Source organism: Dietzia sp. NPDC055340 (assembly GCF_053645335.1).
Map to the genome: position 1 here is coordinate 199,073 of NZ_JBSHML010000003.1, position 17,528 is coordinate 216,600.

A 17,528-nucleotide genomic window follows, 5' to 3' on the forward strand; every position below is an offset into this window, starting at 1 on the left:
GCCGTGGCGGCGCGCAGATACAGAGCTCGCTACCATCACCGGAGAGCCGTTTCACGGTTTCCGGATGTTCCGCGACGGCGGTTCGGGCCCCGGCTCCTACCCAGCGGCTCGCCGCCGCTTCGACTCCCGCTCCGGGTCGGAGGCATAGAGCCACGACTCGGCCGAGCCGGGCCGGTCCAGCGCGCGGCCGACCAGAATGACCGCGGCCTGTCGTAGTCCCGCCGCCTCGACGGAGTCCGCGATGTCGGCGAGCGTGCCCCGCAGTTCCACGCGGTGCGGGCGACTGGCGTTGGCGACCACCGCAACCGGGCAGTCTGCGCCGTGCGTCGGCACCAACCGCTCGGCGAGCTCGCGGATCCGCGTGATGGCCAGGTGCAGCACCAACGTCGCTCCGGTGGCGGCGAAGTGCTCCAGCGCCTCCGCGGGCGGCATCGCTGTGGAGCGGGCCTGAACGCGGGTCAGCACCACCGACTGCACCACCTCCGGCACGGTGAGCTCCACGCCCAGCTCGGCGGCGGCCGCCGCGTACGCGGGCACGCCCGGGACCACGTCCCACGGCACCCCGGCGGTGTCGAGGCGGCGCGTCTGCTCGGCCAGCGCCGAGTACAGCGACGGATCGCCCGAGCACAGCCGCACCACGTCCAACCCCTGGGCGTGAGCGGCGGCGATCTCGGCGATGATCCCGTCCAGGTCCAGGTGCTGGGTATCGACCAGGCGGGCATCGGGCCGGCAGTGATCGAGCACGCCCTCGTCGAGGTAGGTGCCGGCGTAGAGGCAGACGTCGGCCGCCCGAAGCGCGGCCGCCGCGCGCAGTGTGAGCAGGTCAGCGGCGCCGGGGCCGGCACCCACGAAATGAACGGTCACGAGATCTCCTCTACAGATGTCTCCAGCGCTTTGAAGGCGGCCCACTGCACCACCGCGCGCGCGGGCGTCCAGCCGGTGAATCCCCCGATCGCGTCCGCGTGTTCCACGTGGAACCTGGTCAGTTCGCCGCCGAGTTCGGCGCGGGCGTCGAGCAGCACGCGCTCGGTCTCGACGGTGACCGCGTGTGCGACCAGCCGACCGCCCGGCCGGAGCGCATCCCAGCACAGGTCGACCAGTCCCGGAGCAGTGCCACCGCCGCCGATGAAGACGGCGTCCGGACGGGGGCACCCCTCCAGAGCCTCGGGCGCACGTCCCCGGACGACCTCGAGCGCCGGCACCCCGAGGCGGGCTGCGTTGCGACCGATCCGCTCGGCGCGGGCGTGGTTCGCCTCGACCGCGATCGTCCGGCAGCTCGGGTGGGCCCGCATCCACTCGATCCCCACCGAGCCGGCACCGGCTCCCACGTCCCAGAGCAACTCCCCGTACCCCGGGGCCAGCCGGGACAGAGCCGACGCCCGCAGGTCGCGGCGCGTGAGCTGGCCGTCGGATTCGAAGGCGTCGTCGGGAAGCCCGGGCACCATGCCCAGGCATCGCGCCGGGTGTGGGGCCGTGGGGCCGGCGTTGTCGTCGTCGTTGTCGGGGCGCCCGTCCTGCCCCGTTCCGACCCCGCACTCCACGGCCAGCACGTGCAGGGCCGGGGCCTCGTCGCCCGGCGACCACTCGCTCGCTCGACTGCGCTCGCTCGCCTCCGCGGGGGCGCCCAGGTCGGCCAGCACGGTCATTTCACTCGCGCCGAAGCCGGCGGCGGTGAGCATCGCGGCGACCTCGGCGGGTGTGTGGCGGTCCGCCGAGAGGATCAGGACCCGACGCCCGGGGGACAGTTCGCGGGCGATCGTGCGATGGTCCCGGAGCACCGCCACTGACTCGGCCGACCAGCCCATCCGCGCACGCGCCAGTGCCACCGACGAGACGGCGGGGAGCACCGTCACCGCGTCGCGACCGAGTGCGTTGATGAGTGTTGCCCCGATGCCCGCGACCAGCGGGTCGCCCGAGGCCAGAGCCACTATCCGGCGGTCGCGGTGGCGCTCGAGGAGCGTGGGCAGACCAGGCAGAAGCGGCCGCGGCCAGGGCTCCCGTATGGCCGCCACCTCCCCCGGGATCATCGCGAGATGACGCTCCCCGCCGAGCAGCACATCGGCGTCACGGACGGCGCGACGGCGGGCCTCGTCGAGACCGTCCCAGCCGTCGCCGCCGATGCCCACCACGACCACCTGTGCGTTCATGAGCCGGAAGACTACAGCCGAGGCCGGGAGCCACGGTGCCGGAGATGGTGGGTAGCCTGGCATGCAGTCAACTGAACAACCCCACAGCACGAGGTGCCCCACGACCCGCCCAGGCGGTGCGGAGGGGAGAATCAGGGAAGCCGGTGAGAATCCGGCACAGGGCCCGCTACGGTGACCCGGCCTCTCAGACGATCGCGCACAGTGCGCACGTTCCGAGATGAGCCGGGAAGTCCGGAGACCGGCCTCGCGCTGACCGCCACTGGCAGACGAGAGCGGGAGCCCCCATGCCACAGCACTACCCTTTCAGCGCCGTCGTCGGATCCGATGACATGGCGCTCGCCCTCATCCTCACCGCGGTGTCGCCGTCGGTGGGTGGTGTCCTCATCCGCGGCGAGAAGGGCACCGCCAAGTCCACGATGGTGCGCGCGCTCACCGGCGTCCTACCGCCCATCGACGTGGTGGCCGGCGATCGCTTCTCCTCCGCGCCCACCGACCGCGGCACCGAGACCCCCGACGGCCGGATCCCCGCCGACGCCCCTGTCGAGCAGCGTGCCGTCCGCCTGGTCGAGCTGCCGATCGGCGTGTCCGAGGACCGCATCACCGGCTCTCTCCATCTGGAGAGCGCGCTCAGTGACGGCGTCACCGTCTTCGAGCCCGGCCTGCTCGCGCGGGCCCACCGCGGCCTGCTGTACGTGGACGAGGTCAACCTCCTGCACGACCACGTGGTGGACCTTCTCCTGGACGCCGCCGCGATGGGCCGCGTGACCGTCGAGCGCGACGGCGTCTCGGTGGACCACGCCGCGCGCTTCGTGCTGATCGGCACCATGAACCCCGAGGAGGGCGAGCTCCGGCCCCAGCTGCTGGACCGATTCGGCCTCACCGTGGAGGTGGCCGCCCCGCGCGACCCCGAACTCCGGGCCGAGGTGGTGCGCCGTCGCATCGCGTTCGAATCCGACCCGACCGGGTTCGCCTCGAGCTTCGCCGCCGACGAGGCCGCGCTGGCCGAGCGGATCGTCGCCGCGCGCGAGCTGGTCGACCGCGTGCCGATGTCGCCGTGGGCACTGGCCACCATCGCGCGGGTCTGCGCCGGGTTCGACGTGGACGGCATGCGCGCCGACATCGTCACCGCCCGCACCGCCGCCGCGCACGCCGCCTGGCAGGGCCGGGCGCGGATCACGCGCGAGGACATCCGCGTCGCCGCGCGCATGGCGCTACCCCACCGCCGTCGGCGCGCCCCCTTCGATGCGCCGGGCCTCGACGAGGACCTGTTGGAGAGGTTGTTGGGCGACGACGACGAGCCCGACCCCGAGCCCGACGGGGATCCGGACACCGAGTCCACGGATCGCGCCGAGACCCCGGACGGGCAGCCGGGCACCGACGGGGCCCCCGAGGCGGACGCCCCCAGGGATGCGGACACAGCCGATGCAGCCGCGCCGAGTGCCACCGACGACACCCGCGCCGACCGCGGCACAGACACCCACCCGGACACAGAACTCGACGCCGACCGCGGCACCGAGGAGTCAGACACCCGCACCAACGCCGCAGCCCCACAGCGCCCCGACGCGGAGCAGGACCCCGACACCGTCGAGGAGGCCGACCGGGGTGACGCCCCGGCCGGGGCTCCCGGCGGCGTCCCGCCCGGCACCGTGGCCTCCGCCGCGGGCCCGTACCGCACCCGGCTGCTGTCCGTCGCGGGCACCGGCCACGGCGCGGCCGGCCGCCGATCGCGCGCGCTCACCAGCTCGGGACGACGGATCGGATCGGGCCACTTCACCGGCTCGGACCTGCATCTTCCCGCCACCATCCGCGCCGCCGCCAGGTGGCAGGCGGGCCGCGGCCGCCCCGGTGGCCTGCACGGCGGCCGGCTGCTGCTGGCCCCCGAGGACCTGCGCTCGGCCGTGCGCGAGGGCCGCGAATCCAACCTCGTACTCTTCTGCGTGGACGCCTCCGGGTCCATGGCCGCCCGCAGCCGGATGGAGCAGGTCAAGACCGCCATCCTCTCGCTGCTACTGGACGCCTACCGCCGCCGCGACACCGTGGGTCTGGTGACCTTCCGCGGGTCCGGCGCGCAGGTCGCCCTGCCGCCCACCTCCTCGGTCGACATCGCCGCGACGCGCCTGGCGGAGCTGCCCGCGGGCGGCCGCACTCCGCTGGCGGAGGGTCTGCTCGCCACCGCCGAGGTGCTGCGGATCGAGAGGGTTCGCGATCCGCGGCGGCGGCCGCTCGTCGTCGTCGTCACCGATGGCCGCGCCACCCACGGCCCGGACGCCCTCGCACGGTCCCGCGCCGCGGCGGCCGGGCTGGCGTCGCTGGGCACTACATCCGTTGTGGTGGACTGCGAGACCGGCCGATTCCGCATGGGGCTGGCCGCCGAACTCGCCGCACAATTGGGCGCCGAGCACGTGCCCCTGGGCGAGGTCACCGCCGAGGGGCTCACCGACACCGTCCGCGCCCGCACCCACTCACGCTCTCCCCGAAACGAGGTGGCCTGATGCCCAAGGGACAGCCCACGACCGTGCCCGACGACGGGCTCAGCACCCGCCAGCGGCGCAACCGGCCACTCGTCATGGTCCACACCGGGCCCGGCAAGGGGAAGTCGACCGCCGCGTTCGGCCTGGCGATGCGCGCCTGGAACCAGGGCTGGGACATCGGCGTGTTCCAGTTCGTGAAATCCGCCAAGTGGAAGATCGGCGAGCAGAGCGTCATGGAACGGCTCGGGCAGTTGCACACCGAGACCGGCGAGGGCGGGCCCGTCGAGTGGCACAAGATGGGGTCGGGCTGGTCGTGGTCGCGCAAGGACGGCACCGAGGAGGACCACGCCGCCGACGCCGCCGAGGGCTGGGCCGAGATCAAGCGCCGCCTTGCCGCCGAGCAGCACGACCTGTACCTGCTCGACGAGTTCACCTATCCCATCAAGTGGGGATGGGTGGATGCGGCGGACGTGGCCGAGACCCTCGCGGCCCGGCCCGGACGCCAGCACGTGGTGATCACCGGCCGCGACGCCGACCCGCGCGTGCTCGAGGTGGCCGATCTGGTGACCGAGATGGGCAAGGTCAAGCACCCGATGGATGCGGGGCAGAAGGGGCAGCGGGGCATTGAGTGGTGAGCCGGGCCGGCGCGGCCACCGCGACAGCGGCCACCGCGGCCCCGACGCGCACGGTGACGCGCGGTGAGCGCTGACCTGCCCCGATTCGTCGTGGCGGCGCCCGCGTCGGGCCACGGCAAGACCACCGTCGCCACGGGGCTGATGCTCGCGCTGCGCCGCGCTGGCCTGCGGGTCTCGGGCCACAAGGTGGGCCCCGACTACATCGACCCCGGCTACCACGCCCTCGCCACGGGGCGGCCCGGCCGCAATCTCGACCCGCACCTCGTCGGCGAGGACCGGATCGTGCCGCTGCTCCGCCACGGGGCGTCGGCGGAGGCTGGCGGGCCCGCGGCCGGCGTCGGTGCGAGCTCCGGGGCTCCCGCGGGCGCGGGCCCGGCCGACGTCGCGGTGATCGAGGGTGTGATGGGCCTCTACGACGGCCACATCGGCGGCGACGGGTTCGCCTCCACCGCGCATGTCGCCGCGCTGACCGGCAGCCCGGTGATCCTCGTGGTCGACATCTCGCACGCCTCTCGCAGTATCGCGGCCGTGGTGCTGGGCATGGCGACATATGAGCCGGGTATCCGGATCGCGGGGGTCGTGCTCAACAAAGCCGGCTCCGAGCGGCACTCCGACGAGGTCCGCCGCGCGCTGGCGCCCCTGGGCATCCCGGTGCTGGGCGTCCTGCACCGCGACGACAACGTCACCGCCCCCTCCCGCCACCTCGGCCTCGTGCCCGCCGCCGAGCGCCCCGAGGCCGCGCGGTCGCTGGATCACCTGGCCGAGCGGGTGGCGACATCGCTCGACCTGGACATCGTCATGCGCATCGCGCGGAGCGCCCCGCCGCTGGTGGGAGGGCCGTGGGACGCGGCCGAGGCGCTGGCGGGGGTCGGTGGCGGTGGGGCCGACGTGCGGATGGGGGTCGGAGGCGCCGGAGTCGACGACAACGACGACGACACGGCCCGCCCTCGCATCGCCGTGGCCGGCGGCCGGGCCTTCACCTTCCGCTACGCCGAGACGGTCGAACTACTGGAGGCGGCCGGCTGCTCGGTTGCGGCGTTCGATCCGCTGACCGACGAGGCGCTGCCCGAGGGGACCGCAGGGATCTACCTGGGGGGCGGGTTCCCGGAGGTGCACGCCTCCGAGCTCAGTGCGAACGGGCCGATGTTGTCCTCGCTGGGCGCGGCGATCGCGGCCGGCACGCCGACCGTCGCCGAGTGCGCCGGGCTGCTGTATCTCTGTCGCACCGTCGACGGCTCGCCCATGGTCGGGGCCGTTCCCGCAGATGCCGCGATGGCTCCCCGGCTCACGCTGGCGTACCGCCGGTCGACCGCGCCCGCCGACAGCGTGCTGGCCGCCGCGGGCACCGCGGTCACGGGCCACGAGTTCCATCGCACCGCGGTCAGCCCCGCGGCCGGGGGCGCCGACGACTCCGGAACAGCACCCGCCTGGGTCAGCAGCGCCGGAGCCGAGGGGTTTGTCACCGGATCGGTACACGCCTCCTACCTGCATACCCACTGGGCTGGGCACCCGGCTCTGGCGGCGCGATTCGTCGCTCGGGTCCGGGCGTTCGCCGATACGCGTCGGCCGGCTCGACTCTGAGCATCCGGACCCGGGTGATGCCCCACCGCGCCGTGAACCGGCGCCCCGTCTGAGTCCGCCGTCTCGCGGATTCCACTCACCGGGACTTCCGGACTGTTGCCCCGCATGCCGCCCTACAGTCGGTCGTGATGTGACTCGGATCACCATGAAGATTCGAGGCTCGCTATCCGCTTGAACAAGGGAGACACCCGATGACAGATTCCGCATCCGGCTACGACGAAGCCGTGGATGTATTGGTGGTGGGCTCGGGCGGCGGCGGCCTGTGCGGCGCCTACACCGCGGCCCGCGAAGGGCTCACCGTCACACTGGTCGAGGCCAGCGAGCAATTCGGTGGGACCACGGCCTACTCGGCCGGTGGCGGCATGTGGTATCCCGCCAATCCGGTCTACCAGCGGGAAGGGGTGGACGACACCGTCGAGGACGCGTTCGAGTACTACCATGCCGTGGTGGGCGACCGGACTCCGCTGGAACTGCAGGAGACCTACATCCGGGGTGGATCACCGCTGATCGCGTACCTGGAGCAGGATGCCCACCTGTCGTTCGAGGCCTACCCGTGGATTGACTACTTCGGTAGTGCGCCAAAGGCCCGGCTGGACGGCAAGCGCCACATCATCCCTACACCGCTGCCGGTGAGCCAGGCGCCGGAACTGCGCGAGCTGGTCCGTGGCCCGCTGGACAACGATCGGCTGGGCACACCGAAACCGGAGGACCTCTTCATCGGCGGACGCGCCCTGATCGCCAGGTTCCTCACGGCGATCAGCGCATACGAGAACGCCTCCCTGCACCTCAGCACGACGATGACGCAGCTCCTCACCGACGATTCGGGACGAGTGATCGGTGCAATGGTCGATCGCGATGGCACCCCGACCCGCATCCGCGCCGAGCGCGGCGTGCTCTTGGCGGCCGGCGGGTTCGAGGCCGACCAGAATCTGCGCGAACACTACGGGGTCCCCGGGCGGGCCGAGGACACGATGGGGCCGCCCACCAACGACGGCTCCGCCCTCCGGGCCGCCCTCGCCGCCGGCGCGGACACTGACCTCATGGACCAGGCGTGGTGGTCACCGGGCCTCACGCACCCCGACGGACGGTCCGCGTTCGCACTGGGCTTCGTTGGCGGGATCTTCGTCAACCAGAACGGCGAGCGGTTCGTCAACGAATCCGCGCCGTACGACTCGCTGGCCCGCACCATGCTCGACCTCGTGGACTCCGGCGACCTGGGCGAACGGTACTGGATGATCTACGACGACGCCGGCGAGGGCCGGCCGCCGATCCTCGCGCCCAACGTCACGATGGCCGACACAGCCGAGTTCGTGGCGGCCGGTCTGTGGCACAGCGCGGACACACTCGAGGAACTCGCAACGAAGATCGCGGTACCGGGCGAGGCTCTGGTCGCCACCGTGCGCCGGTTCAACGAGCAGGTGGACTCCGGACGCGACGCCGACTTCGGACGGGGCGATGAGGCCTACGACCGGCTCTTCACCGACGGCGCGGTCCCGTTCACGCGGATCGAGAAGGGCCCCTTCCACGCCGCGGCCTTCGGGTTCTCCGACCTGGGGACCAAGGGCGGTGTGCGTACCGATGTCCACGGACGCGTCCTCGATCACGACGGCGCCCCCATCGCGGGCCTTTATGCGGCGGGAAACACCATGGCCGCTCCCAGCGGGACCGTCTACCCGGGCGGCGGCAACCCGATCGGCACGTCCGTGCTGTTCAGCCACCTCGCCGCCAAGCACATGGCGGGCTGACACCCCGGTCTCCAGACCACAACCGCGGGGGCTCGCGCACGACGGGCGCCCGCCGTCACCATGTCGACCACTTACTAGTCCAACAAGGAGAAAACAGATGGAAACCACCACCCGACTCGCTGGGAAGGTCGCCGTGGTCACGGGCGGAGGGCAGGGGGTCGGGCGCGGGATCGCGCTCGCCCTCGCCGCCAGCGGAGCGCACGTGCTACTGGTGGGCCGCACGCAGAGCAAACTCGACTCTGTCGCCGAAGAGGTCCGAGAACTGGGGGTCGAGGTCGCCACACTGACGGTGGATATCGCCGGAGACGGCGCGGCCGAGCACATCATTGCTACCGTGCGCGAGCATTTCGGCGGTGTCGACATCCTCATCAACAACGCCAATTCCGCCGTGCCCGCCCCCCTCGACGAGTCGGACGAGGCCGCGTTCCGCGAGGCGTTCGAGTCCGGCCCCCGCGCGGGGTTGTCCCTGATGAAGGCCGCCAAGCCCAGCATGGCCGAGCGCGGAGGCGGAGTGATCATCAACCTCGCCAGCTCCACCGCCGTGCGGTGGGACTCGGTCGGGTACGGCATCTACGCAGCCATCAAGGAGGCTCAGCGGTCGATCACCCGCACCGCTTCTCATGAGTGGGCTCGCGAGGGCATCCGGGCACTGTCCGTCGCCCCTCACGCACACTCACCGGGGCTGGACTGGTGGATGGAGAACAACCCCGAGAAGGCCGAGAGCTTCCTCAACTCCATCCCCTCCCGGCGGATCGGCGACCCGGTCACCGACATCGGCGCGCCCGTGGCGTGGCTCTGCTCGGACGAGGCCTCCTACCTGACCGGGGCAACCATCCCCCTCGACGGCGGGCAGGCCCGCTGGTCGTGAACTGAGCACCTGAGACCCGAACACCCAACCGACAAAGGAATCACCATGGCATCACACGGCGACTGGGCCGAGCAGTTCAAATACTCCGACTTCAAGGAAGCAGGCGGTCTCGTCTACTTCTCCGGCCAGGTCGGTCTGGACGAGGCCGGAAACCCGCCCTCCGATCCGGCCGAGCAGTACCGCCTGGCGTTCGAGGCACTGTCGAGGGTGCTGGGCGAAGCGGGGTGCACGCCCGACGACCTCGTGGACCTGATGAGCTACCACACCAGCTACCCCGAGCACATCGACGAGTTCATGGCCGCCAAGGCCGCGTTCCAGGGCGCCGCACGCCCGACCTGGACCGCGGTCGGGGTGGAGAAGCTCGGCATGCCGGGCACCCTGGTGGAGATCAAGGCGATCGCCCTGGCCGCGCGCTAGCTAACCCGATACCGCCCCGGGGTACGCGTCCAACACACCCCGGGCGGCATCGGCTGCGGTCGCGGCGACCCGCACCCCGGGCGGCGGGCCGGGCCTGCGGACCACGACCACCGGGATGCCGGCGGCCGTCGCGACCGCCATCTTCGGCCACGTCAGCGCCCCGCCGGAATCCTTGGTGACCAGCACATCGATGCCATACCGGTGGATCAGGGCTCGCTCGCCGTCCTCGGTGTACGGGCCCCGCGCGCGCAGCACGAGCCACTGCTCGGGCAGCTGATGATCCGGCGGATCCACCACGCGCACGACCGCCGGCACGTCGGCCAGCGGCCCGATGAAACGATCCAGCGACTGCCGGCCCACCGTCAATAGGGGGCGCCTGCCCAGGCGGGCGGCGGCGTCGGCGGCGGAATCGTGGCTGTCGACCCAGTGCCAGCTCTCCGCTCCTGGCGCCTGCGACCAGCCCGGACGCTCCAGTCGCAGCAACGGGACCCCGGTAGCGGCGCACGCGGCGGCGGCGTTCCCGGAGATGATCCGCGCGAACGGATGGGTGGCGTCGACGACCGCGCGCACGCCCGTCTCCCGCAGGAACGCCGCGAGCCCGTCGACCCCGCCGAAGCCCCCGACACGCACCTCGCCCACCGGCAGCCGCGGCTTCGAGACCCGCCCGGCCAGCGACGACACCACCGGAATCCCACGGTCGACGAGTAGCGCAGCGAGCGAACGCGCCTCCCCCGTCCCGCCGAGGATGAGCACGCCACCACGCGCAGCGGCATCACCGGCCGCGCCGGGTCCGGCGGTCGCGGAGGGCCCGCTCATCGGCTCGCCCCCGGTTCGAGCAGCGGCATCGCGGGCGCCCCGGCCCGGGCGAGTTCGAGCAGAGCGTCGAGGTCGAGATGCTCCTCGGCGAGGTCGGCGAGCAGATCCAGCCGCGCCTCGCGGGCCCGGCCGAAGCTCACCCCCGACGCCTCGCGCACGCCCACGGCCCGCCCGGCTCCCGCGGCCCCAGCGCCGCTGCCGCGGGCCACCTCGGCCAGGAACGCGCTGCGGAAGCCGTCCGATTCCAGCGTGCCGTGCCACATGGTGCCGAACACCCGACCCCGCCGGGCTCCGCCGATGAACTCGTCGTCGTCGTCGCCCCGCGTGATTCTCCCGTGGTGGATCTCGTACCCGGTCACGTCCTCGCCGAACTCCCGCCCGGCCGGCAGGCGTAGCGCCTTCTCTGCGGCGAAACGGGTGGTCAGGCCGAGCAGTCCGAGGCCGTCGACGCGCGCGCCGGGGCGCCCCTCGGTGCCGTCCGTGTCGGCGATCTCGCGGCCGAGCATCTGGCACCCGCCACAGATGCCGAGGACCGCACCGCCGCGCTCGACATGCGTAGAGATCGCGCGGTCGAGGCCCCGCGCGCGGAGCCAGTCCAGGTCGTCGAGGGTGGCGCGGGTCCCGGGGACGACGACGAGGTCGGCCCCCGCGAGGTCGCGGGGCTCCGTGACGAATCGCAGCTCGACATCCGGTTCGAGGCCGAGTGCGTCGACGTCGGTGAAGTTGCTGATCCGCGGCAACCGGATCACCGCGACACGCAGGGCGGCGGGCACGGGGCCGGCGGATCCGACACTGCTCGGGGCGGGCACGGCGAGCGCGTCCTCCGAGTCGAGCCAGAGGTCGGGATGCCAGGGGAGCACCCCGAGCGTCGGCCGGCCGGACAGCGCCTCGAGCTCCCGCAGCCCCGGGGTGAGCAGGGAGGCATCGCCGCGGAACTTGTTGAGCACGAAGCCCGCGAGCAGTCGCTGGTCGGCGGCCTCGAGCAGCGCGACGGTGCCGTAGAGGGCGGCGAACACCCCTCCGCGGTCGATGTCACCCACCACCACGACAGGCATGTCGCCGTGTCGGGCGAGACCCATGTTGACGTAGTCGCTCGCGCGCAGGTTGATCTCGGCGGGGCTGCCGGCGCCCTCGCAGATCACGAGGTCGTGGCGGGAGGCGAGGTCGTCGTAGGCGGCGAAAGCGGCCTCGGCCAGATGCGCGCGACCGTCGACGAAGTCGCGCGAGGACACCGATCCGGCCGGCTGCCCCATCACCACCACGTGGCTGCGCCGGTCGCCGCCGGGTTTGAGGAGCACCGGGTTCATCGCGGGTTCTGGGGCGGCCCCCGCCGCGACGGCCTGGATCCACTGGGCGCGCCCGATCTCGCCAGTGGCCGAGGAGCCGTCCGAGCCGGCTGGCGTGCCCGGGGCGCCCGGGCCTCCGGGGCTGCCCGGATTGCTGACGACCATCGAGTTGTTGGACATGTTCTGCGCCTTGAACGGCGCCACCTTGAGGCCGCGGCGAGCGAACGCTCGGCACAGTGCGGTCACCACGACGGTCTTGCCCGCATCGGAGGTCGTACCGGCGATGAGCAGAGAGGCGGCCACGGGCATCGATCCTAGTCGGCCCGCCGACGCCCCTCGCGTGCGCGCCGGAGGCGGTCTGACCTACGCGCCCAGAATGCACATTTTCAGCCGATCTACGCACCCGGAATGCTGCAAAGAGGGTGCGCACCTCAAGGGCCCTGGCCATCATGACGCTGCAGGGGGATTCCGTGAGCGCGCACGGGCACCCGCGATCGGTAGTCGATCGACGGGCGGCCACGTACGGTCGGCGGCCATGGTCTCCCTACGAGCTCGAATGGTGATGGCGTCGCTGCGTGCGCGCCGAAGCAAACGGTTCTACGCGGATCCCTCATACATGCGACATTCACTGCCCCAGGCGCAGGACCCCCGCAAGACAGTGCCCCGCGCGTCGTCCTGCAAGGGCCTGAACGTGCGCACCGACCAGGTCGCGGGGGTCGGTGTCCACGTGTTCACCCCCGAGCACGCCGCACAGCGCTCCGGCACCCGGATCCTCCACCTTCACGGCGGGGCGTTCGTCTCCGAGCCCGACAACCACCACTGGGATTTCGTCCGCGACGTCGTGCTGAGTACCGGCGCCGAGGTGGTGTTCCCGATCTACCCGCTCGCCCCGTCGGTCGGGCACGAGAAGATCCGCGACTGCGCGATGTCCGTCTACGAGCACTACCTGTCCGATCACCCGGGCCACCGATTCGTGTTCGGCGACTCCGCCGGGGGCGCGCTCACCGTGTACCTCACCGAGACCCTGCGGGAGCGTGGCGACGGGCTGCCCACCGCGCTCGCGCTGCTCTCGCCGTGGCTGGACATGGAGGTCTCCGACCCGCGCTCCGAGGAGATCGACGCTGCGGACCCGGAGCTGGACATCGACGGGCTGCGGCAGGCCGGCGAGTGGTACGCCGACGGCGACGACCCCAACGCCCCGGAAATCAGTCCCGTCTACGCGGACTACACCGACTTCCCTCCGATGATCGTGTTCACGGGGACCCGCGACATCCTCAATCCCGACGCCCGCCGGGTCCGCGACGCCGCGCGGAAATGCGGCGTGCGCGTGGACTTCCACGAGTACCCCGGCATGTTCCACAACTGGACCATGCAGCCCATCCCGGAGGGCCGCCGCGCCCGCCGACAGCTGTACGAGTTCCTCGACCAGATGGAGGTAAAGCAGTGATCGTGCGCACCACCGACGAGATCACCGGGACCGATCGTCAGGTCAGCGGTGACACGTGGACGTCCAAGCGGATCATCCTGTCGGACGACAACGTGGGTTTCTCGTTCCACGAGACCACGGTGCAGGCCGGCACCGAGACGCCGCTGCACTACCCCGACTACATCGAGGCCGTCTGGCTGATCGAGGGGCACGGCGATCTGATCAACCGCGAGGACGGCACGACGCACCCGCTGGCCCCGGGCACCATGTACCTGCTCGACGGCCACGAGCGGCACACGATCGTCGCGCACGACCAGCTCCGCATGTACTGCGTGTTCAACCCCGCGACGCCGCCGGGCAGCGACTGACACGAGCGGCCTGTCACGCGTAGCCGGTCACTCGTCGCCGGTCATCCCAGGCCGCCGTACAGCGGCAGTCCGTGGCCCGAGCGCCGCGGCTCCGCTGCGATCCGCCATAACGTGACCACCCAGACCACCAGCGCGAGTACCGTCGGCACGATCATCTCGACCATCACCGGCGTCACGTCGCCGCGGCCTTCGACATCAGACGCGCGGCCATCTCGCGGCCATCGGTCAGTAGCGACGTGCCGTAGATCCGACGGTGCGCGAAGGCCCCTTCCAGGAGGAGGAAGAGGTGCCTGGCCAGCATCCGGTGATCGTCCTCGGGCGGCGTGTCCTCGCGGACGAGTTCGACGAGCCGGTCGTAGATCGCCTGCTTGTGGTAGCGGATGACCTCGTGGGCGGGATGATCGTCCGGCAGTTCGGCGGCGGCATTGAGGAACGCGTCGCCGCGTCGGCTGTTCCCGGGATCGGCCGCGTAGACGTCGAAGAAGGCCAGAACCCGGGGACTCTCCGCGCGCTCGACCTCCTCCTCGAGCAGGTGCCACCACCACCTGTGCCGATTCAGTAGATACGCCACGACGAGGCCGTCCTTCGAGCCGAAGTTGGTGTACAGGACCGGCTTTGTCACCCCGGATTCGGCGGCGATCATGTCGACACCGACCGCATGGATGCCCTGCTCGTAGAACAGGGTCGACGCCTCGTCGAGGATGCGTTGCGCCCCCGGGGTCAGGTCGGACAGGTCGGGGAATTCAGTAGCCATAACGCCCTTGAATTTACAACCCTGTATAGCTAATCTGAAGTTAGCTATACAGATCTGTATAGCTGCACCCACATTCACCTCGTAGGGAGGGAACCCCTCATGGCACCCATCCGGCCGGCCATCGACCTCGTCCGCCAGCTCTGGTATTCACTCGACACCGCCAGCGCGCTCCGTCACGGGGCGCCCATCTCCGAGAGGGCCCGGCAGTACACCATGGCGGCGCCGACCCCCGGCACTCAGATTCTCGCGTAACCGCCGCACCGGAGCGGGCACCTGCGACGGGCGTCGGCTCCGGGGGCGTTCGCACACCCTCCGTCGTGGCACGGATACCCCCTGCGGGTATACCCTCGCGGTCAGCGAACCCGACGAGAGGACACACACCATGAATCGTCAGACCGCCCTCGCAGCAGTCGCACTGGCCTCCGCACTGGCACTGAGCGCCTGCGGGAGTGACACCGCGGAGACGGGCGAGGCCACCGCGACGGGGACCTCGTCGTCGTCGGACCATACCGGGCACGGCACCGACGCCGACGGCCCCGCCGACACCGGGCACGGCACCGACGCCGCGCCCTCCGACGGCACCGAGCACGACGCCCATCAGCATCCCGCGGACGGCGGGCCGGCGCCCGAGGGGATCGCGGAGGCCGGCGATCCCGCCTTCCCGGTCGGGACGGACGTCATCCTGTCCGCCGACCACATGCCCGGGATGGACGGCGCCGCCGCCACCGTCTCCGGCGCGTTCGACACCACCACCTACTCGGTCAGCTACACCCCGACCGACGGCGGTGAGCCTGTCGTCGACCACAAGTGGGTCGTCCACGAGGAACTGGAGAACCCGGGCCCGGCACCGCTGCCCGACGGCACCGAGGTCGTCCTGCGCGCCGCCCACATGCCCGGCATGGACGGGGCGACGGCGACCATCGACAGCTCGACCCAGGAGACCGTCTACATGGTCGACGTCCACTCCGAGAACATGACCATGACCAACCACAAGTGGGTCACCGAGAGCGAGATCCGACCGGCGGGCTGACCGCGACGCGGGGGCCTTGTGCCCGGCGGCCGACAGTCCTACTCTTCCGGACACACCGCAGCCCGCACGGCAGGGGACGATATGTCCAGAGTCCGGATCCACAACATGTTCGTTTCGCTGGACGGCTTCGCCGCCGGCACCTACGTCACCACCGACCACCCCATCGGCGACGCCGCGGCGCTCTTCGCGGGCTTCGACGGCCGGGTGATCCACGGGATCGACGGCGTGGATGCGCCGATCACCCTCGACCGCGCCCTGACCAGCCTGTGGGGGCAGGGCATCGGCGTGGAGATCATGGGGAGGCGCAAATTCGGGCCACAGTCCGGGCCGTGGGCCGACGACGGGTGGCGCGGCTGGTGGGGCGATGAACCGCCGTTCCGCACGCCCGTCATCGTGCTCACCCATCACGCGCGGGAGCCGATCGAGTTCGCCAACGGCACCGTCTTCCACTTCCTCGACGCCGACCCCGCCGAGGCCCTGCAGCGCGCCCGCGAGCTCGCGCCGGGCACCGACGTGCGCATCGGGGGAGGTCCGACGGTCTGCCGCCAGTTTCTCGAGGCCGACCTCGTGGACTTCATGCACGTCGTGGTGGTGCCGGTGGTCCTGGGCGAGGGCCAGCGCGCGTTCCCCCACGGCGCTGCGCTGACGGACCGGTTCGACGTGGAGGTCTTCTCGACCCCGGGTGGACGCACGCATCAGCTGTGGAACCGGCGGGCGCGGGAGTCGTAGCGGCCCGCCGGTTCCCACTGCCGGGCTCGATTACCCCAGAGCCACAGCGATCTCGTTCGGTTCGCCGGGGATCTGGCCGGAGGCGACGACCTCACCGGTCCGGAGATCGACGGCGTGCACGGAGCGCGTCGCAGGCTCGGTCACGTAGGCGATGTCCCCGCGGACGGTCATGGCCGGGTGCGGGTTCTGCCACTCCGCCGGCCCGTCCCACGACTCGATCACCTCGTGACTCTCGGAGATCTCGCCGGTGGCGGGATCCATCACGTGGATGGACCCGTCCGTGGCGAGGATGTACGCCAGGTCGCCGGGCCCGCGGGCGACGCCCCGCCACGTGTACTCGACGCCTTCCGGCAGATCCACGACCTCGTGGGTGCCGGCCTCGGGATCGATGAGCGCGACCTGATCGAGGAGCACGCCCTCGGCGTCCGGGTCGTCCTTGTAGTCGCCGACGATGAGCGGGCTGGTCTCGGAGACGTACGCGTTGCCCATCCGCCCGTAGTCGTCGGCGGCGGTGAGCTTCTCGAACTCGCCGTCGTGGAACAGCAGCGCGCCGTCCTCGCAGCCGAAGACCACGGTCTCGTCGGCGGCGGTGCCCTCGCCGTGGACGCCGGGGCACTCCTCGCTGCGACTCACCTCGGTGCCGTCGGCGTCCATGGCGCGCACTCCCGAGCGGCCGGCGTCGTCGCCGATCGTGGTGAGGAAGGTGCCGTCCGACAGCACGATGGACACCCCGTGGTGGGCCCGGTCACCGGGGACCGTCTCGGTCTCCGGGAGCTGTCCGCCACCGTCGAGCAGCGCGCTGGTGGCGAAGATGGTGGTGTCGCTGGTGCCGTCGTCGTAGAGAACCGTTTTTCCGTCGTGTCGCACGACGTGCGCGGGGGTCTCAGCCTCGAATACCAGGTCGGTCAGGGCGGGTTCGGCGGTGTCGAGGACCTGGAAGCCGTCCGACATGGTCACCAGAACGTTCCGGCCGTCACCGACCGCGTTGAGTCGGGTGAACTCCTCGGACTCGAACTCCTCGACCACCTCGAGGGTGTCGCCGTCGAGGACCGCGATCCCGTTCTCGTAGGCCACCGCGAGGCGGTTCTCCGTGGCGCCGGCGTCAGCCGCCGCGGTGGCGCTCGTGGTCGCCGAGTCCTGGGATTCCGCGCTGTCCCCGGCGCCGCTGCCGCCCCCGCACGCCGTCGCCAGCAGCGACGCCGTCGCGAGCATCGCGAGCGCTCCGGCGCCGCGTGTGATCCGTGTTGTCATTCGG

General features: G+C 71.7%; 18 protein-coding genes and 1 riboswitch. Of the genes, 11 read left to right on the plus strand and 7 right to left on the minus strand.

The window, feature by feature from the left end; genetic code table 11:
• Positions 1 to 96 precede the first annotated feature (96 nt).
• Positions 97 to 864 (minus strand): cobalt-precorrin-4/precorrin-4 C(11)-methyltransferase, encoded by a 768-nt coding sequence (locus ACWIFB_RS03225; RefSeq protein WP_454057290.1) that lies wholly within the window; start codon positions 862 to 864, stop codon positions 97 to 99.
• On the minus strand, positions 861 to 2,147 hold the full coding sequence (cbiE, locus tag ACWIFB_RS03230; RefSeq protein ID WP_454057291.1) for a precorrin-6y C5,15-methyltransferase (decarboxylating) subunit CbiE: 1,287 nt from the start codon (positions 2,145 to 2,147) through the stop codon (positions 861 to 863). The genes ACWIFB_RS03225 and cbiE overlap by 4 nt, the downstream gene beginning before the upstream one ends.
• A gap of 74 nt (positions 2,148 to 2,221) precedes the next feature.
• Positions 2,222 to 2,408, plus strand: a riboswitch (cobalamin riboswitch).
• Positions 2,409 to 2,431: 23 nt separating this feature from the next.
• Between cbiE and ACWIFB_RS03235 the strand changes: the two genes are divergently transcribed.
• The 6 genes from ACWIFB_RS03235 (at position 2,432) to ACWIFB_RS03260 (ending at position 9,864) form a co-directional block, all read left to right on the plus strand.
• Positions 2,432 to 4,639 (plus strand): VWA domain-containing protein, encoded by a 2,208-nt coding sequence (locus ACWIFB_RS03235; RefSeq protein WP_454057292.1) that lies wholly within the window; start codon positions 2,432 to 2,434, stop codon positions 4,637 to 4,639.
• Positions 4,639 to 5,253 (plus strand): cob(I)yrinic acid a,c-diamide adenosyltransferase, encoded by a 615-nt coding sequence (cobO, locus tag ACWIFB_RS03240; RefSeq protein ID WP_454057293.1) that lies wholly within the window; start codon positions 4,639 to 4,641, stop codon positions 5,251 to 5,253. The genes ACWIFB_RS03235 and cobO overlap by 1 nt, the downstream gene beginning before the upstream one ends.
• 63 nt (positions 5,254 to 5,316) lie before the next feature.
• Positions 5,317 to 6,834 (plus strand): cobyrinate a,c-diamide synthase, encoded by a 1,518-nt coding sequence (locus tag ACWIFB_RS03245; RefSeq protein ID WP_454057294.1) that lies wholly within the window; start codon positions 5,317 to 5,319, stop codon positions 6,832 to 6,834.
• A gap of 191 nt (positions 6,835 to 7,025) precedes the next feature.
• Positions 7,026 to 8,579 carry an FAD-binding protein gene (locus ACWIFB_RS03250; RefSeq protein ID WP_454057295.1) on the plus strand — a complete coding sequence of 518 codons (1,554 nt, stop codon included), beginning with the start codon at positions 7,026 to 7,028 and terminating at the stop codon, positions 8,577 to 8,579.
• Positions 8,580 to 8,676: 97 nt separating this feature from the next.
• Positions 8,677 to 9,447, plus strand: a complete 771-nt coding sequence (locus ACWIFB_RS03255; RefSeq protein ID WP_454057296.1) for an SDR family NAD(P)-dependent oxidoreductase — start codon at positions 8,677 to 8,679, stop codon at positions 9,445 to 9,447.
• Positions 9,448 to 9,492: 45 nt separating this feature from the next.
• Complete coding sequence (locus tag ACWIFB_RS03260) at positions 9,493 to 9,864, plus strand: RidA family protein (protein WP_454057297.1); 372 nt, start codon at positions 9,493 to 9,495, stop codon at positions 9,862 to 9,864.
• Here ACWIFB_RS03260 and ACWIFB_RS03265 read toward each other — a convergent pair whose 3' ends face one another.
• Together ACWIFB_RS03265 and ACWIFB_RS03270 are read right to left on the minus strand one after the other, a co-directional pair.
• The gene (locus ACWIFB_RS03265; protein ID WP_454057298.1) at positions 9,865 to 10,680 is read right to left on the minus strand and encodes a cobalt-precorrin-6A reductase; all 816 of its coding nucleotides are present in this window, start codon (positions 10,678 to 10,680) and stop codon (positions 9,865 to 9,867) included. It lies immediately after the preceding gene.
• Positions 10,677 to 12,275, minus strand: coding sequence for a cobyric acid synthase (locus tag ACWIFB_RS03270; RefSeq protein ID WP_454057299.1), 1,599 nt, complete (start codon positions 12,273 to 12,275; stop codon positions 10,677 to 10,679). Before ACWIFB_RS03270 ends, ACWIFB_RS03265 begins: the two co-directional genes overlap by 4 nt.
• A 307-nt stretch (positions 12,276 to 12,582) precedes the next feature.
• On the opposite strand from ACWIFB_RS03270, the gene ACWIFB_RS03275 reads away from it, so the two are divergent.
• A complete protein-coding gene (locus tag ACWIFB_RS03275; RefSeq protein WP_454057300.1) occupies positions 12,583 to 13,413 on the plus strand; it encodes an alpha/beta hydrolase fold domain-containing protein in 831 nt (276 codons plus the stop codon).
• Positions 13,410 to 13,760 carry an ectoine synthase gene (locus ACWIFB_RS03280; RefSeq protein ID WP_454057301.1) on the plus strand — a complete coding sequence of 117 codons (351 nt, stop codon included), beginning with the start codon at positions 13,410 to 13,412 and terminating at the stop codon, positions 13,758 to 13,760. Before ACWIFB_RS03275 ends, ACWIFB_RS03280 begins: the two co-directional genes overlap by 4 nt.
• 41 nt (positions 13,761 to 13,801) lie before the next feature.
• On the opposite strand, the gene ACWIFB_RS03285 is transcribed toward ACWIFB_RS03280, so the two are convergent.
• A complete protein-coding gene (locus ACWIFB_RS03285; RefSeq protein WP_454057302.1) occupies positions 13,802 to 13,936 on the minus strand; it encodes a hypothetical protein in 135 nt (44 codons plus the stop codon).
• On the minus strand, positions 13,933 to 14,514 hold the full coding sequence (locus ACWIFB_RS03290; RefSeq protein ID WP_454057303.1) for a TetR/AcrR family transcriptional regulator: 582 nt from the start codon (positions 14,512 to 14,514) through the stop codon (positions 13,933 to 13,935). Before ACWIFB_RS03290 ends, ACWIFB_RS03285 begins: the two co-directional genes overlap by 4 nt.
• A gap of 99 nt (positions 14,515 to 14,613) precedes the next feature.
• On the opposite strand from ACWIFB_RS03290, the gene ACWIFB_RS03295 reads away from it, so the two are divergent.
• The 3 genes from ACWIFB_RS03295 to ACWIFB_RS03305 all read left to right on the plus strand — a co-directional run bounded on the left by ACWIFB_RS03295 (position 14,614) and on the right by ACWIFB_RS03305 (position 16,273).
• Positions 14,614 to 14,766 (plus strand): hypothetical protein, encoded by a 153-nt coding sequence (locus ACWIFB_RS03295; protein ID WP_344997087.1) that lies wholly within the window; start codon positions 14,614 to 14,616, stop codon positions 14,764 to 14,766.
• 130 nt (positions 14,767 to 14,896) lie between these two features.
• Entirely contained in the window at positions 14,897 to 15,544 is a 648-nt protein-coding gene (locus ACWIFB_RS03300) for a YdhK family protein (protein ID WP_454057304.1), read from the plus strand.
• Positions 15,545 to 15,625: 81 nt separating this feature from the next.
• Positions 15,626 to 16,273, plus strand: a complete 648-nt coding sequence (locus ACWIFB_RS03305; protein WP_452098164.1) for a dihydrofolate reductase family protein — start codon at positions 15,626 to 15,628, stop codon at positions 16,271 to 16,273.
• Positions 16,274 to 16,303: 30 nt separating this feature from the next.
• On the opposite strand, the gene aztD is transcribed toward ACWIFB_RS03305, so the two are convergent.
• Positions 16,304 to 17,524 (minus strand): zinc metallochaperone AztD, encoded by a 1,221-nt coding sequence (gene aztD, locus ACWIFB_RS03310; protein WP_452098165.1) that lies wholly within the window; start codon positions 17,522 to 17,524, stop codon positions 16,304 to 16,306.
• Between the last annotated feature and the right edge of the window lie 4 nt (positions 17,525 to 17,528).

Excerpts from the sequence above, each read along its gene's own strand:
- cbiE (WP_454057291.1), bottom strand. The coding sequence starts at position 2,147 with ATGAACGCACAGGTGGTCGTGGTGGGCATCGGCGGCGACGGCTGGGAC.
- ACWIFB_RS03255 (WP_454057296.1), top strand. The coding sequence starts at position 8,677 with ATGGAAACCACCACCCGACTCGCTGGGAAGGTCGCCGTGGTCACGGGC.
- ACWIFB_RS03290 (WP_454057303.1), bottom strand. The coding sequence starts at position 14,514 with ATGGCTACTGAATTCCCCGACCTGTCCGACCTGACCCCGGGGGCGCAA.
- ACWIFB_RS03265 (WP_454057298.1), bottom strand. The coding sequence starts at position 10,680 with ATGAGCGGGCCCTCCGCGACCGCCGGACCCGGCGCGGCCGGTGATGCC.
- ACWIFB_RS03295 (WP_344997087.1), top strand. The coding sequence starts at position 14,614 with ATGGCACCCATCCGGCCGGCCATCGACCTCGTCCGCCAGCTCTGGTAT.
- ACWIFB_RS03270 (WP_454057299.1), bottom strand. The coding sequence starts at position 12,275 with ATGCCCGTGGCCGCCTCTCTGCTCATCGCCGGTACGACCTCCGATGCG.
- ACWIFB_RS03275 (WP_454057300.1), top strand. The coding sequence starts at position 12,583 with ATGCGACATTCACTGCCCCAGGCGCAGGACCCCCGCAAGACAGTGCCC.
- ACWIFB_RS03250 (WP_454057295.1), top strand. The coding sequence starts at position 7,026 with ATGACAGATTCCGCATCCGGCTACGACGAAGCCGTGGATGTATTGGTG.
- ACWIFB_RS03260 (WP_454057297.1), top strand. The coding sequence starts at position 9,493 with ATGGCATCACACGGCGACTGGGCCGAGCAGTTCAAATACTCCGACTTC.
- ACWIFB_RS03300 (WP_454057304.1), top strand. The coding sequence starts at position 14,897 with ATGAATCGTCAGACCGCCCTCGCAGCAGTCGCACTGGCCTCCGCACTG.
- aztD (WP_452098165.1), bottom strand. The coding sequence starts at position 17,524 with ATGACAACACGGATCACACGCGGCGCCGGAGCGCTCGCGATGCTCGCG.
- cobO (WP_454057293.1), top strand. The coding sequence starts at position 4,639 with ATGCCCAAGGGACAGCCCACGACCGTGCCCGACGACGGGCTCAGCACC.
- ACWIFB_RS03305 (WP_452098164.1), top strand. The coding sequence starts at position 15,626 with ATGTCCAGAGTCCGGATCCACAACATGTTCGTTTCGCTGGACGGCTTC.
- ACWIFB_RS03235 (WP_454057292.1), top strand. The coding sequence starts at position 2,432 with ATGCCACAGCACTACCCTTTCAGCGCCGTCGTCGGATCCGATGACATG.